Source organism: Pirellulaceae bacterium, assembly GCA_029243025.1.
Lineage (GTDB): Bacteria > Planctomycetota > Planctomycetia > Pirellulales > Pirellulaceae.
Map to the genome: position 1 here is coordinate 83543 of JAQWSU010000060.1, position 13252 is coordinate 96794.

The 13252-nt window shown below is 52.3% G+C and carries 13 protein-coding genes; 6 read left to right on the forward strand and 7 right to left on the reverse strand.

All coding sequences use genetic code 11. The features are described from left to right. The first annotated feature begins 214 nt into the window (after positions 1 to 214). The 4 genes from P8N76_29075 to P8N76_29090 all read left to right on the forward strand — a co-directional run bounded on the left by P8N76_29075 (position 215) and on the right by P8N76_29090 (position 4651). Entirely contained in the window at positions 215 to 622 is a 408-nt protein-coding gene (locus tag P8N76_29075; protein MDG2385755.1) for an Hpt domain-containing protein, read from the forward strand. 167 nt (positions 623 to 789) lie between these two features. Continuing rightward, positions 790 to 2508, forward strand: a complete 1719-nt coding sequence (locus P8N76_29080) for an ATP-binding protein (protein ID MDG2385756.1) — start codon at positions 790 to 792, stop codon at positions 2506 to 2508. 749 nt (positions 2509 to 3257) lie between these two features. Next, complete coding sequence (locus P8N76_29085; GenBank protein ID MDG2385757.1) at positions 3258 to 3917, forward strand: sigma 54-interacting transcriptional regulator; 660 nt, start codon at positions 3258 to 3260, stop codon at positions 3915 to 3917. A gap of 374 nt (positions 3918 to 4291) precedes the next feature. After that, a complete protein-coding gene (locus tag P8N76_29090; GenBank protein ID MDG2385758.1) occupies positions 4292 to 4651 on the forward strand; it encodes an HPF/RaiA family ribosome-associated protein in 360 nt (119 codons plus the stop codon). A gap of 95 nt (positions 4652 to 4746) precedes the next feature. Here P8N76_29090 and P8N76_29095 read toward each other — a convergent pair whose 3' ends face one another. Further along, a complete protein-coding gene (locus P8N76_29095; GenBank protein ID MDG2385759.1) occupies positions 4747 to 5169 on the reverse strand; it encodes a universal stress protein in 423 nt (140 codons plus the stop codon). A 271-nt stretch (positions 5170 to 5440) separates the two neighbouring features. On the opposite strand from P8N76_29095, the gene P8N76_29100 reads away from it, so the two are divergent. Together P8N76_29100 and P8N76_29105 are read left to right on the forward strand one after the other, a co-directional pair. Next, positions 5441 to 5713, forward strand: a complete 273-nt coding sequence (locus tag P8N76_29100) for a DUF4404 family protein (GenBank protein MDG2385760.1) — start codon at positions 5441 to 5443, stop codon at positions 5711 to 5713. Positions 5714 to 5774: 61 nt separating this feature from the next. Beyond that, positions 5775 to 6458 carry a protein-L-isoaspartate(D-aspartate) O-methyltransferase gene (locus P8N76_29105; GenBank protein MDG2385761.1) on the forward strand — a complete coding sequence of 228 codons (684 nt, stop codon included), beginning with the start codon at positions 5775 to 5777 and terminating at the stop codon, positions 6456 to 6458. 43 nt (positions 6459 to 6501) lie between these two features. Here the strand turns inward: P8N76_29105 and P8N76_29110 are convergent, their stop codons facing one another. From P8N76_29110 to P8N76_29135, 6 genes are all read right to left on the reverse strand, one after another. Then, on the reverse strand, positions 6502 to 6702 hold the full coding sequence (locus tag P8N76_29110; GenBank protein ID MDG2385762.1) for a hypothetical protein: 201 nt from the start codon (positions 6700 to 6702) through the stop codon (positions 6502 to 6504). A gap of 132 nt (positions 6703 to 6834) precedes the next feature. Further along, positions 6835 to 7266, reverse strand: coding sequence for a hemerythrin domain-containing protein (locus tag P8N76_29115; protein ID MDG2385763.1), 432 nt, complete (start codon positions 7264 to 7266; stop codon positions 6835 to 6837). Between the two features lie 60 nt (positions 7267 to 7326). Continuing rightward, positions 7327 to 8835 carry a sulfatase gene (locus P8N76_29120; protein ID MDG2385764.1) on the reverse strand — a complete coding sequence of 503 codons (1509 nt, stop codon included), beginning with the start codon at positions 8833 to 8835 and terminating at the stop codon, positions 7327 to 7329. 1 nt (position 8836) lies between these two features. After that, positions 8837 to 10678: an alkaline phosphatase D family protein gene (locus P8N76_29125; protein ID MDG2385765.1), complete on the reverse strand. Its 1842-nt coding sequence runs from the start codon at positions 10676 to 10678 to the stop codon at positions 8837 to 8839. A 46-nt stretch (positions 10679 to 10724) separates the two neighbouring features. Beyond that, positions 10725 to 12134: a sulfatase-like hydrolase/transferase gene (locus P8N76_29130; GenBank protein ID MDG2385766.1), complete on the reverse strand. Its 1410-nt coding sequence runs from the start codon at positions 12132 to 12134 to the stop codon at positions 10725 to 10727. Between the two features lie 44 nt (positions 12135 to 12178). Then, on the reverse strand, positions 12179 to 13126 hold the full coding sequence (locus tag P8N76_29135; protein MDG2385767.1) for a hypothetical protein: 948 nt from the start codon (positions 13124 to 13126) through the stop codon (positions 12179 to 12181). Positions 13127 to 13252 lie beyond the last annotated feature (126 nt).

Sequence of the window (13252 nt, forward strand, 5' to 3'; positions counted from 1 at the left end):
CCTATGGTAAACCGGATTTGGATCCTTTTAAACCGTCTAACTGGTGGCGTTAGTGCCGTGGGGGTCCGCAAAAACCGGAACCTTGTCATAACCTTACCGCTTTGATTCCTTTCTGCCCGCAATGTTGCCCGTTTGCAACGTGTGACCTAAGTTTGTGCAGATTTTAGGCAAACCGAAGGGATTAACGACACGACCAAGAAGCCCCATTTCACTGATGAATAGACGACCTGATTTGAATTCTCGCCAGTCTTCGCGACGGTTGGATCCGCCGATCGATTTTCAAAGACTGCTGCATCGTTGCCGCGGCAATGAGCGCTTAGTGCGGCAGCTTGTCGCCACCTTTCAGCAGAAGATCGACGAAGATGTGGCCCTTCTGGAGGGAGCGCTCGATCGTAAGGACGCTTCTGAAATCGCAGCTGTGGCCCATCGCGTCAAAGGGACTGCCGCAAATATCGCGGCAGATGGAATCCGAGAAGCAGCTGAGGAAATCGAACAAAGCGCGTGGTTGGGGGAATTTGCACAGATTCCCCAATGGTTGCTGCGCTTCAAGGTTGACGGATCGAGATTGGCGCAAATTCTTAATCTGGAAGAGGGGCGATTCGAAACAAAGGAGTCTCAATGAGGGGCATGACGCGAATCCTTATTCTCGACCGCGATCCGACTGTGGCACAATTGACCGAGCCGAATCCTCCCAGGTTGGGAAGGGTCTTGCCGACAAAAAAGACATCTGAAATCCAATCACCGCCAAACGAATTTCTTCAGTAGGGAAGCTAACTTCGGAGGGTCGCCGTGAGCAAACAATCGGAACAAGAACGTTTGGCTATGGAAAATACGTTGGAATCGTTGCGACGGGAATTGATGCAAACCAAAGCGTCTCATGAAAAAGTCCGTCGATTGTTGGATCGACGAGAATGCGACTTTCTGCATCTTGTTCATGATCTTCGCAGTCCGAGCTGCGGCATTCAGGGGCTCTGTACCCTTTTACAGCAAACGACGTTGTCGGATTTGCAGCGGGAACAGATAGGGATTATCGAATCGACCGCGGGAGAAATGACGGCGTTGGTCGATCGGACCCTCGAGCTCGCTCGTCTCGAGGTTGAAGAAATCGAGTTGCAAGCTGTGCCTCTTGATTTGGAAGCCTTAATGCTGGAGACGCTTAAAATTTCGGCTCATCGAGCAGCACCAAAAAAATTGCAGTTGTTTCACTCGCGGACTGAAAATATATCTCGTTTCATTCAAGCCGATCCCGTGCGGCTCAAACAGGTGCTAGACAACCTGGTCAACAATGCAATCAAGTTCACGGATCAAGGATATGTTTCCATTTCTGCACAGATGACGTCGAGCAATTCCGAGCCCCGCTTGCAGATCTCTGTTGAGGATTCTGGGAGGGGGATGACCGAGGAGATGCAAGCGGTCATCTTCGATCGCTTTCAAACGACCGGGTCGAATCCAGAGGAGGGCACGGGTTTGGGGTTGTCGATCTGCGCCGAAATCGTGAGGCAGATGAAGGGTGAGATTCACGTCCAAAGTGTGCTAGGTCAAGGGACTTGTTTCCAGCTGATTCTACCAGTTCGCCAGATTGATGAGGACCAATCGGAGCATCGTCGCAAGTCATTGATCGGTTGCCGATTATTGCTCGTAAGTGATTATCCATTGAGTCGTACAACTTATCGACGAGTGCTCACAGCAGCCGGAGCCACGGTGACGATCTGCGATTCGAGCACGCTCGAGCGAATGATCGCTGCGAGAGCCGAGAGTCTGTCATACCATGCCTTGGTGGTTGATGCCGTGAACGTGGCGGCCGTCGCCGAAAAGTTTGATGATGCTGACAATTGGCGGTCTTGTCGTCGCGTGCTGTTGGTCGATGGCTTGCAGGCTCGAGAACTTGATAGTTGCTTTGCCTCATCCATCGTGGTTAGTAAGCCAGCAGACTACGATCGACTCATTGAAGCGATTTGCGAGGGGCACGGGGCGACTTCTTCGTTTATCTCGGAAACCGCCAAACCAATGCGAATTCTGCTTGTTGAAGATAGCGAGGTTAGCCAGATGTTTGCGGACGGCCTCCTTTCGATGCAAGGACACGACGTTAAGATTGTCAGCGATGGACGGAGTGCTGTGGAAGCCGTGAAAGCGACGGAGTTTGATTTGGTCTTGATGGATATCGAATTGCCCGAAATGGATGGTTATGACGCGGCACGCGAAATTCGTAGATGGGAGCAACCGTCCACTTCACGGTTGCCGATCGTCGCGATGACCGCTCATCGGGATTCACGCCGACACTCGGATCCATCGACGTCTGATATGGATGCGTGGTTGACGAAACCTGTCGACGCGGAGCAACTATCAGAACTCGTGATCCGGTTGCAAACCATCGCCCCTGCAACGCATCGGTCAAAGTTGTCAGACCAGGGGGACAGCTCATCGGCCCATTTAGAGGTTCATCCGCCACGGGACGCAACACCAGGTCCAAGTCGTCGCCCGGCCCCTCGTCCATTGCGACGGCGATGACCAAGCTGGTTGGGGGATCTGGCGATGATTCGATTGACGTAATCATTGCTGCGATCAAGTCGAGTGAGCTGATGACACCGATCGGACGCTGATCGTTGTCGACAACGATCAAGCGATGAATAGGCCCTCGATGCATAAGTCGTGCTGTATTGAAAATAGGGGCGTTAATGCCAACGGTCGGTACAAGAGGCGGCATGGGTTCTCACACGAATTTCCTTCGCGATTTAGCCAGGGTGGGCAACACTTGTTCGGCTGATCCATCGGTAGCAGTAGTTGCATTTGGCTGGCCTGATCGCCAGCGGCTCGGACCATCGCGACGATACTGACCTTCGTTGTTTGATTCAATTTGGGCCAGGCTTCGATGATCAGCTGTAGATTAAGTTCGATCGGGATATTTCGTGCGACAACTGCGCCGCTCGGATCACCATTTTTGCCGCAAGCTAGGCAGCACAGCTAATCTGCTTGAGCCAGTCCCGGTCGCAACATCTCCGCTCACGTTATTGGCGTCAGATACCAACCGCGATTGACGCTTCAGCGTTTCGTTGGATTCCATTCCAAAGCCATAATGCGCATCGATGTCACTACGGAGGCAACAGCTACACCGAACGAAGCTAATCGAACAATAGCGCGAGCCGAACCCACAAGCACTCAACCAGAACAGCGTCTACTCAGCCCGCCTAAGCTGCGCCAAAAATGGCTCCCGTCCCCGTTGTTTCCCCGGCCACGAAAAACGGGCCTTTACGGGTGCGGTGACCGCCAAGCCTGGTCTGTTTGAAGTCGCGGATGGAGGAACACTCTTCATCGATGAGATCGGTGAATTGGCCGGCTCATTACAAGCCAAGTTGTTGCGGGTTTTGGAAGACGGATCACTCAGGCGACTGGGATCCATTAAGGAACGTCGGGTTCATGTACGACTGATCGCTGCAACCAATCGAGAGATGGCGGTTGAGGTCAATGCTCATCGATTTCGAGAGGACCTGTTCTATCGGATAAACGTTCTCACGATCGACCTGCCTCCCTTACGGGAACGTGCCGGTAATGTGCGACTGCTGGTCGAAAGTTTCGTCGGTCCCGATTGGACCATTGAGCCTGAATTGATCAACCTCTTGGAGCAATACAGTTGGCCCGGAAATGTTCGGCAGTTGCACAATGCGATTGAACGCGGCAAAATTCTGGCACAGGATGATTGGATCCGAGTTGAAAATTTGCCGCCCGAAATTATTCGCGGTATCCAAAATCAACGGCCGGCGCCGGCCGGCGTGAAGTGCAATCTGGAAACGGTCAATAAAGCGCACATCGCAGAAACTTACCGTCGCCATCATGGCAATAAGGCGCGCACCGCACGTGCTCTTGGGATCGGGCGACGAACGCTCTATCGATTGCTCGAAAAGTATGCAATCGAAAACTAGCCGGCTCGAACACCGGCAGCTGATGATGCCGAGGGAATCTGCCTGAAATCAGGCCGAAATGTGGCCTCCGATCGGTCCGGCTGCTCACTTTTTTGAACCCTCTTGCGCTTCTTCGTGAGACGGAGTGCGAACTCGACATTTGGTATGCAAGTTACACTTGTCAGAGCCGGCAGAAGAAGCCAAAGCGGAAGACGCTAAACCTTAGCGGATGGCCCTAACGCGACGAATCGGCCGCATGTCCGCCAAATGACCGTTCTTGTTGAATCTGCCTGGTTTTCAGCTAGTCAACGGCGCATTTGACGCAATATTTCAGTAGGCGGCGGTCGGATTCGAATCGCCCCGTTGTTTGCCGTGGTTTTGCTGGAGGAGGAGACATGTTGAATGTCAGGTACTCGTTTCAAAACAAGAAGTCAGGTGCTAGGTTCAAACAGTTTCTTGAAGAACGATTGCAATTTAGCTTAGATCGGTTCGAATCCAAGATCGAAAGTATCGCTGTTCGAGTGAGCGACCGTGATCGCTCCGGAGCAGCCGCCTGTCGCATTCAGCTGAAACTGAGTCCGTCCGGAAAGGTACAGGTCAATGCTGAAGGAGAAAACCACTACCTGGCTGCAACGGAAGCCATACAACGACTCAGAAATTCACTCACTCGTGACAATGAGTTGCGTCGTCGTGGCAGGAAGAATCGCCAACGTCGTTCCATTAAACGTGATTCTGGAGCGTTTTTTAACTCGTGATTAGCCGGGATGGGATCCACCATCGCCGGGCGCCGGCCCAATCTTGGCTGGTGCCCATTTTTTGTTGCTGAGGCACAATCTGTCCACGACAGAGATCACTTTCGCAGGACGAGAACTGGGCAGTGAGCCAGACGCACAACCCGTTCTGCGACCGACCCAAGTAAGATACGTTGCATGCCGCGTCGTCCGTGCGAAGGGATAACAATCAAGTCGCATTCGATTTCAGCAGCTAAATCGGTGATGACGTGTCCTGGATCTCCAAAGCTAATATTTATATTCGTTTTGGGATAATTTTTTAGTTTCTCGTCGATCGCTTCCCGGGCATGCGTCATGCGGCTCGCGTCATCGACGGACGCCCAAATTACGCCGGGCTCGGTAGCCGTCAGTTCCGGCAGGACATGGATGATGTGCAGATGGCTTGGATCGTCTACCAACTGGTGGCCAAGCACCATGGCTTCTTCTGATTCGGCCGAAAAGTCGTAGGGGACAACGACGCGTTTGCGGGGCAGGAAACCCATCAAAAATCCTCCGATTCAAATGATTTTCAAGGCAAGCAATTTGCGAGCAAAATAGGCAGAAAACGGCTTCGGGTTGTTGCTGTCAAGCCGCTTGCGGCACGTGAGAGACAAAGGGAAAATGTTTCTTGAAGCAATTATAGGCAACTCGTGTTGCGTCGCGCGCTATCTTAGACGAAAGTGGCGTAGAACGCACGACGATTTTGGCTGGAAGCATTCTCGCTTCCTTGCAAATAATGGTGTGGCAACTCACGCTGCGGAGAGGAATTAGGCAATGGAAAAAAAACGCCTTCAAGGTACGCTCGAAGAACTGCATGAGTCACTGCAGGAAACTCATGAGATCGATGAGCAGACGCGTCGTCTGCTCAAAGATTTGACGAACGACATTCAGCGATTGCTAGAGCAAGAAGATCAACCAAGTTCGGATGACTTAAATTCGGTGTCGGATGATTTGAAGGAGTTGCTCCTCAAATTTCAAACCGAACATCCGCAACTGAATGGTGTGCTGAGGCGGATTGCCGACGGGTTAGCCAACCTCGGCATCTAAATCGTTAGGCCACTGTCGTGTGCAAATCGTAATCAACCAATCTGATGGTCAGGTAATCCGCATGAATTTCGCGACGAATGGGGCTCCTGATCGTCAGGCAAGTTTACGAGTCCGTCGCCTGGAGATGGTGGAGAAACAACTGCGACTCCGCGGTATTAATGACGAACGCGTGATTCAGGCGATGTTGGAAGTGCCGCGGGAAAAGTTTGTACCCGAACGACTGCGAGATTCTGCCTACGACGATTGTGCCTTGCCAATCGAAGCGAATCAGACGATTTCCCAGCCATTTACCGTCGCTTTTATGTGTCAGGCAGTTGGATTGCAGGGGGGAGAGTCAGTGCTCGAGGTGGGCACTGGTTCCGGTTATTCGGCAGCTGTGTTGGCCTGCTTGGCCCGAAATGTCTATTCGGTTGAGCGGGTTGACGAACTTTTTCAGACAGCTTCGACTCGTCTTGAGCGGCTGCGTTGCAGGAACGTCCAAGTGAAGCTGGATGACGGCACGCTCGGGTGGCAAGAATTCGGACCGTTTGATGCGATCCTAGTGACGGCGGGTGGAGTGCAGCTTCCTGAACCGCTTGGGAAACAACTCAAAGAAGGCGGTCGACTTGTGATGCCGATCGGTCGCTCCCGAACATCACAAACAATGTACCGATACATCCGGCTGGGCGAAGGATTTCAACGAGAGGAGCTCGGACGCTTCCGATTTGTGCCATTGATCGGCACGCATGGGTGGGAGCCCAATTGAGGCGGCGGACTCCCGTTGCTTTGAGCCCGCCGGGCCGCGCCGACTAATCGTCCAGATCAAGGGCCGCGTCACCTCCTAGCTGTTGCTGATTGATCAGCGGCGGACCCCAATACTCGACTTTCGGTAAACCGGCTCGCCGGCGTCGTTCGGAGTCCGTCCAACGCGACTGAATTCGCTCGCATGCCTCGCGAATGTCTTTCCAGGACGGGTCACGATCTTCTAGCATCTTTCGAGTGCGTTTCATGGCTTTGCTCTGCTCCAGGGGAATACGGCTTGCCTCTCTTCGCCATCTACGCATCGGAAATGTTTTCAGTTCGTTCACCGCTTTTTAAAAAATAATACTTGGGATGTGATCGGCAGAAACTTCGGCGTTTTCCTAATCACCTCGGCCTAAATCATCGTCGTAAGCCGCCAGGATTAAGTCTTGTTCACGTTGTTCGTGAGCGTTGTACAAATCGCTAAACTTCTGAAACATTTGTTCGAGTGCGTCCCTCTCTTGCCGGCCAAGATTTTCGGATTTGGCTTGTTCGCAAAGTGTGTTGAGGAGTTTCAAAAGTTGCTCATGATCTTGCCGCAACAGGTCGATGGCGTGCTGGAGTCGCGGTGCCATGGCGATCAAGCTGTTGAATAGTTCATTTTCCACCTCCTCCTGGAATCGAGCCGTGACATGTTGTTGTAGTCGATCCAGCAGGTCTGCTACTTCTGACGCGGCTGTTTGCTGCTCTGGTAGTGTTCGCTCTGCCGTTGCCAGCAGTTCATCGATGATTGCGTGATTATTTCGGATCAACAAATAGGTTTCATGTTTCATTGTTTTTCGCTGTTGGAATAGCGTCCTGGGGTCGTTGGAGTCCAAAGGAGTCGGAGAATTTTAGGGAGCAGTTAGGCCTGCTTGGACCATCCGCTTCTTTGACCAACGAGGTCGTCGGCGAGCAGCGGTTGGGGTGCCTGTGACGCGATCGAACTCGTCAGCAGTTCGCATTTTTGGGATTTGATCGTTGGTGCGTTGTTTCCACTCGGCGAGCGCCGTGCGGTGAATTCTTAATTCTTCTTGATATTTGGCGGATCCGGACAGATTGTTAAGTTCAAACGGATCTGACTTAAGATCGTAAAGTTCTTCTGACGGTCTTGGTTTGACGAAGCATTGTTGTTGATTGTGGGCCAGTTGCCCGATGGTTGCCAATCGTTTCATCTCGACGTAGGTCGGACTGCGAACTGCGTCTGCGGGGGGCGTATTGGGCAGATCGTTGTAGACATTGTGAATGTATTTGAATTGTTTTGAGCGAGCTGCTCGGGAGTGATCTTCGAAGTCGTGCCAATTTTTTTCGGCGAACACATAATCGCGAATCGATTGGTCTGGTTGAGTGAGCAAGTTCTGGAAATTGCGACCATCCATCTTCGGGTCTGGTGGTAGACCCGCGAGGTGAAGTATTGTAGGTCCGATGTCGACAGAGCTGACCAATTGTTCGCAACGCGAGCCGGCTGAGATCTTAACCGGCCAGCGGATCATGAGCGGAGTGCGAATACCGCTGTCGTATAAAGTGGTCTTGTCACGTGGAAACGGACGTCCGTTGTCACTCAGGAAAATTACAACCGTGTTACGACTCAACTGCTGTCGTTCCAGTTCGTCGAGCACTCCTCCAATATATTGATCGAGGCGAGCGATTTCGTTGTAATAGCGAGCATAATCGGCTCTGACTTTGTCGGTATCTGGATGGTAGGGCGGCAAACGCACGGTGGCCGGTTCGTGCGGAGAATCAGAAATCTGCTTGTCATAAGGTCGATGAGGATCGACAGCAGCCAACCAGAGGAAAAAAGGTCGGTCCTTGGGGCGGAGTTCTAGAAGACGAAGCCAGTCCGTACATCCGCTCTTTGCTTCACCCACTGCGCTTTCCTGGAAAGTGCCCGATGCTCCTGATGTGCCGCTTGGTAATTGGAAGCCTGAGGTGTCTACTTCGTGGATCAAATCAAACCGATCTCGGACCTGATTGCCCAGGTGCCATTTTCCGGCCGCTGCGGTCCAATAGCCCGCCTGCTTGAGTTGTTCTACGAAGGTTGACTGTTCTTTTGGCAAAGGCCAATGTAGTTCGTCGGCATCCGTGTTATGGGGGTAGCGACCGGTTAGCAAGCTTGCTCGACTTGGACTGCAAGAACTGATTGTTAAGAAAGCGCGATCGAAACAAATTCCCTCCCGGGCGAAACTATCCAGTCGTGGTGTCTTGACGATGGGATTACCAAATGCTCCGCAGTCATCCCAAGCCATGTCATCGGCGATGATCAAGACGAAGTTCGGACGATCGATCGAACCTGTGGGCATATCTGCCCAAGAGTTTGAACAAAGCCAGCAGACGATGAAGAAACCGGTAAATTGTCGAGTCAAGTTATTGCTCCTTACGTGTATGAATCGTTTCGGAGTATTTCAGCGCGCCCGTTTTGCCGTCGAAGTATTGGAAAATCACGAAGGGCCGGGGAAACGCGACCCAACGAGTCCCGTCCTGTTGGGGAGGGTTGTTGAAAACATTTTTAACTTGCACGATGCAATAATGGGGAAAGAGCCGGTGCTTGCGGGGAATGTCGCTTAACACATAACTTGACCAGCGAATGTCGCATTTTCGCGGTCCGTACTGGAATTCACCGTTCGCCGGTCGCCCCCCTTCGTCTTCGATTGGCCGGTGATTCACGGAGTTGTGAGGACCGGAGGCAAATTCCCAAACGTTGTCGGTAATCTTGATCGCAAAGCTATTGTGCAGATCGCCCGTCAGAACGAACACGGGCGCGTCGAGTTGATCCCAGAAGTTAATTAGTTTTTCTCGGTCGTGTAAAAAAACTGTCCAAGCATCATCTTTGGCTGTTGCAAGATTTAAATCGTCACCCCCGCCCGCTCCCACATGCGGAACCATGAAATTGACGGATGAAATAACGAATTGAAAGTCAGCGTCGCTTTGACCCATCGCTCGGATGAGCCAATCCATCTGTTGCCGACCAAGCATGGAAACATCTGGGCGGTTCGGTCGTGTGACATCGTGGAGATCCCGATGGGATCGCGTATCGAGAAAGAAAAAATCACAGTTTGCGATTCGAAATTGTCCATACGTGCGTCGGCCAATGGAATAACTTGATTTGCCGGTTGCAACGGCTGCCGGTTGAATTCGCAAACGATGTTGATCGATCACCTCAACGATTTCGTAGACACCATGATTGGGGTCAGCAGACGACGAATCCGGCTCAGGATCCAATACACCTGCCAACTGCCCGCCCCAGTGGACGTGTAGATTTGCCAGCTGATTTAAGGGCATCTCTTGGAATTTCGCGGCGCCATCATAAAGCACATCCTGGTCTTTCGTGAGCGTGGCACTGCCAAAATAGGCTGGCTGTTTGTGACGCAACGGATTGGACCAGGCCAGGTAGTCAAACCAAGCCCGCACGGCGATGTCACGAAAAACGGCGCGGCGGTCACGGAACCCCGCGGTCCCTGTGCCATAAATATCATTCAATGCTTCGTGATCATCATAGGTAAAGAAAGACGGAACGTGACGATGCCATTCGGCCAAGTTCGGTGCCCGATCAAGATATTGTTTGTAGTTCTGCCAAACCCCGGTGATGCTGGGCGCTTGCTCAACGATTTTTGGGAGTGGGCTCTGTTGAGTTTGTGTTTTCCATTGGTTGACTGGGTAGTCCCGTTGCTCTTCGTAGAGCCAATCGCCATTGAGAATTGCAAAGTCAACCTTGTCTTTTACTTGTCGGTTAAGTGTGTCGTAGGTTGGTAAACTTGGCCCGGCACCCGATTCGGGTTGCTGATTGTTACCGCAGGCGAATTCGAAGGAAAAATTGAACAACCCTTTGGGGTTATGTTGTGGATCAATTCGTTTTTTTGCATCCGGAAAGGTCCGGAAAGATCCTCGTTGTGACGAGTCATGGTCCGGAGCAAAGATTTCGTAGAAATAATCGGTATTGGGTGCCAGGTTTTTCAGTGTCACGACACCGGTGCAATCGTCCTCGATCTTGGTGGGTTGCCGTTTGGATATTTGATCTAACTCGTCGGAGGAAGTCCCGTAGCGAACTTGGAGCGATGCGGGTTTCGATGTCCGAGCCCAAATGCTCATTGAATCGCTAGCGGGTCGTCCGAGGATGGGGCCGTGAGTGATCTCTTGAGCGAGGCAGGGAATCGTCAGTAAACAGCAAATTAGCGAGAGTCCGCAGCGCGAAATAGGGCTCTTTGTCATGCGATTTCCTTAATCTGTAACGCGCGAGGTTGTTAATCCGTGGTCATCAATCCGGAACTCGACCCGATGCGTTCGTCTCGTTCAAGTAAATTGGATCGTACCTTGGCCAACCATCTTTTTCCGGGAAAGTGTCAACGATGGCTTCTAGATTTTTGCGAGCTGCTAGAACATTGGCGTCGACCGAATTAATCAGATTCGTAGACTCGGTTGGGTCTTGCTGCAGGTCATAAAGTTCGATTGGTTGCTGTTGTTGATCGATTCGCAACTTAAACCTCTTGTCGCGAATGACGCGATCCCGAAATTCAAACTGAGGGGCTACGCGTTGGCGAGTTTGATCAAATCGTGCGGGTTGCCCACCCATTGCCATGATCCATTCACGAGGTGAGTCATCGGCATGTCCGAGAATCAGTGGCGCGAAGCTTTTGCCATCAATCACGGTGTTGTCGGGGAGCGATGCATGGGCTAAATCGATGAAGGTTGGAAATAAATCGCTGAAGTCCACCAACGCATCGGTTACCACCCCGGCCGGCACTTGTCCTGGCCCATAAACGATAAACGGTTGGCAAACACCTGCCTCGTTCGATTGGCCTTTGGCTCCCCGTACAGTTCGCCCGTTTCTCCGACCACTGATCCCACGGGCGCTACCATTGTCGGTCGTCCAAATCAGGATGGTATCTTCCGCAAGCCGGAGATCGTGAAGAGCGTTGAGTAGGCGACCGAGCAGCTGGTCTGTGTAGCGTACCATGGCCCGATGTTTTTCTCGGGCGGTGGTCACGTGCCGTTCCGCCGGAGTGGTTGTCAAGGGACCGTGGGGAAGACACATCGGATAGTAAATAAGCATCGGGTGGTGTCGATTGGCTTCCATGAAGTCGACAACAAACTGCGTGAAGACTTGGTCTCCAAACTCCGACTCGTAGATGCGACTGCCGTCTGAAGTGTGGAGATAGGGATCCCAGTAGCGTTGGCCACTGGCGGGATTTCCCTTTTCATAACCTGTCCACATGCAGTACTGATTAAATCCGTGTTCTCGCATCACTTCTGGGGCGACGCGGAAATCATTGATTTGCCATTTTCCAGCCGCGCAGGTTCGGTAACCTTGGCGGCGGAGTAATCGAGCAAAGCTCAAGTTATGGTTGGGGTCGAAGTGGCAGCCTTTTCCCCAGCGGGGTACGTCCCAATGGTTGATCCAACCATTTCTCCAAGGGTATTGTCCAGTCAGCAGGCAGGCTCGCGATGGCGTGCACTGCGGCATGGAATAGGCATTCTGAAATCGCATTCCTTCACGGGCAATGCGATCGACGTTTGGTGTTTCGATGTCGGTGGCGCCGTAGCAGCTAACCCACTCTTTTCCCAAGTCATCGAGTAGGATCAAGATAATGTTGGGCGGGCGATCATCCGCGTGACTGCAAGTTGTCAGCAGGCAAAGGATGGCGAGTGAAAGGGCAAGGCGGAGCATTCGTTTGAGCCTATTGGAATGGCTTCTTCGTGAGGGCTTCTCAATTACGGTTGAACGACTTGATCCTGGCTTCGCTTGGGCCAGCTGAAGGGGGGCCAGCTGAAGGGGGGCCGCGGTTCTTGGCCAAATCGTTTGAGGTGGGGTTGGTTCGTACGGCTCTCAGGCGGGGAGTACTGCCATGGCGTATCCACAAAGATCTCCTTGATGAGCTCAAACAAGCGACGATCGTAACGTCGTAATTCATCACGCGTGTCGACATGATTATGATCGTGGTCAGGTGGGCGATTCGTGCCGAAAAAGGACTGAACGCCTTCTGCCCAATACTCATCGGCGTTGTTCGCGGCGTAAGTTCCCTTCCAAAGGCCATGGGCAAGAGCCGCCTCAAAGCAGAACTCCAGCCGTTGCTGAAAAGTGGCATCGATTCGATCAAGACCCATCAGGTGGATCGCGTGCGCGAATTCATGAATCAGGATGTTTTCTGCGCCATAAGGGTCGCCCGGGAATCGTAAGAGATTCTCTTCGCCACAGCTTACTGCGGGCCGATGCGGAGTCGGTCCGAGTCCCCGTGCTCGTCGGTCCCAGTAGTGAGTTGGCTTTAAATCAGAATGTTCCGGAATGTCCGTGGTCAATTCGTCAGCTGCCATCACGACGAATCGAACTCGGTTCGCTGCGAGTGCCTTTAGGATATCGCCACGCTGTTTTAGCATTGAGCGGATCAGATGAGCCGCTTCTAGCATTGCCATGTCGCTAACCTTGGCTGAGGCGACAATCGGAAGATGTTCGACAAGGACCTGTTTATGATAGAAGGGATCAAGTGAAAACGTGATACGTACCGAATCGGTTATTGCCGTGACCTCAGGACTTGTCTCGGCAGCCTCCGGAATCGTCGAAACCGAAAACAGGATGCCGATTGCCAATCCAGCATAAATCAAAAGCGCAGATTGATCGGCTTGGTACGGAAACGAAGCGATTGCAGTGCGAAGCCGGATCACGATCTTCGATGTCCCTAACCTTTTTTCGTTCGAAACAACAAGCAGACACGTTGTCTCCTTCCCGCATGCATGCCGAAAGGGTGCGTTTCACGGAGCATCCATTGTAGCAGGGAGTGACGGCTGTCG

Coding starts and splice junctions, on each gene's coding strand:
- P8N76_29075 (MDG2385755.1), top strand. CDS start 215: ATGAATAGACGACCTGATTTGAATTCTCGCCAGTCTTCGCGACGGTTG.
- P8N76_29090 (MDG2385758.1), top strand. CDS start 4,292: ATGTTGAATGTCAGGTACTCGTTTCAAAACAAGAAGTCAGGTGCTAGG.
- P8N76_29095 (MDG2385759.1), bottom strand. CDS start 5,169: ATGGGTTTCCTGCCCCGCAAACGCGTCGTTGTCCCCTACGACTTTTCG.
- P8N76_29100 (MDG2385760.1), top strand. CDS start 5,441: ATGGAAAAAAAACGCCTTCAAGGTACGCTCGAAGAACTGCATGAGTCA.
- P8N76_29105 (MDG2385761.1), top strand. CDS start 5,775: ATGAATTTCGCGACGAATGGGGCTCCTGATCGTCAGGCAAGTTTACGA.
- P8N76_29110 (MDG2385762.1), bottom strand. CDS start 6,702: ATGAAACGCACTCGAAAGATGCTAGAAGATCGTGACCCGTCCTGGAAA.
- P8N76_29115 (MDG2385763.1), bottom strand. CDS start 7,266: ATGAAACATGAAACCTATTTGTTGATCCGAAATAATCACGCAATCATC.
- P8N76_29125 (MDG2385765.1), bottom strand. CDS start 10,678: ATGACAAAGAGCCCTATTTCGCGCTGCGGACTCTCGCTAATTTGCTGT.
- P8N76_29130 (MDG2385766.1), bottom strand. CDS start 12,134: ATGCTCCGCCTTGCCCTTTCACTCGCCATCCTTTGCCTGCTGACAACT.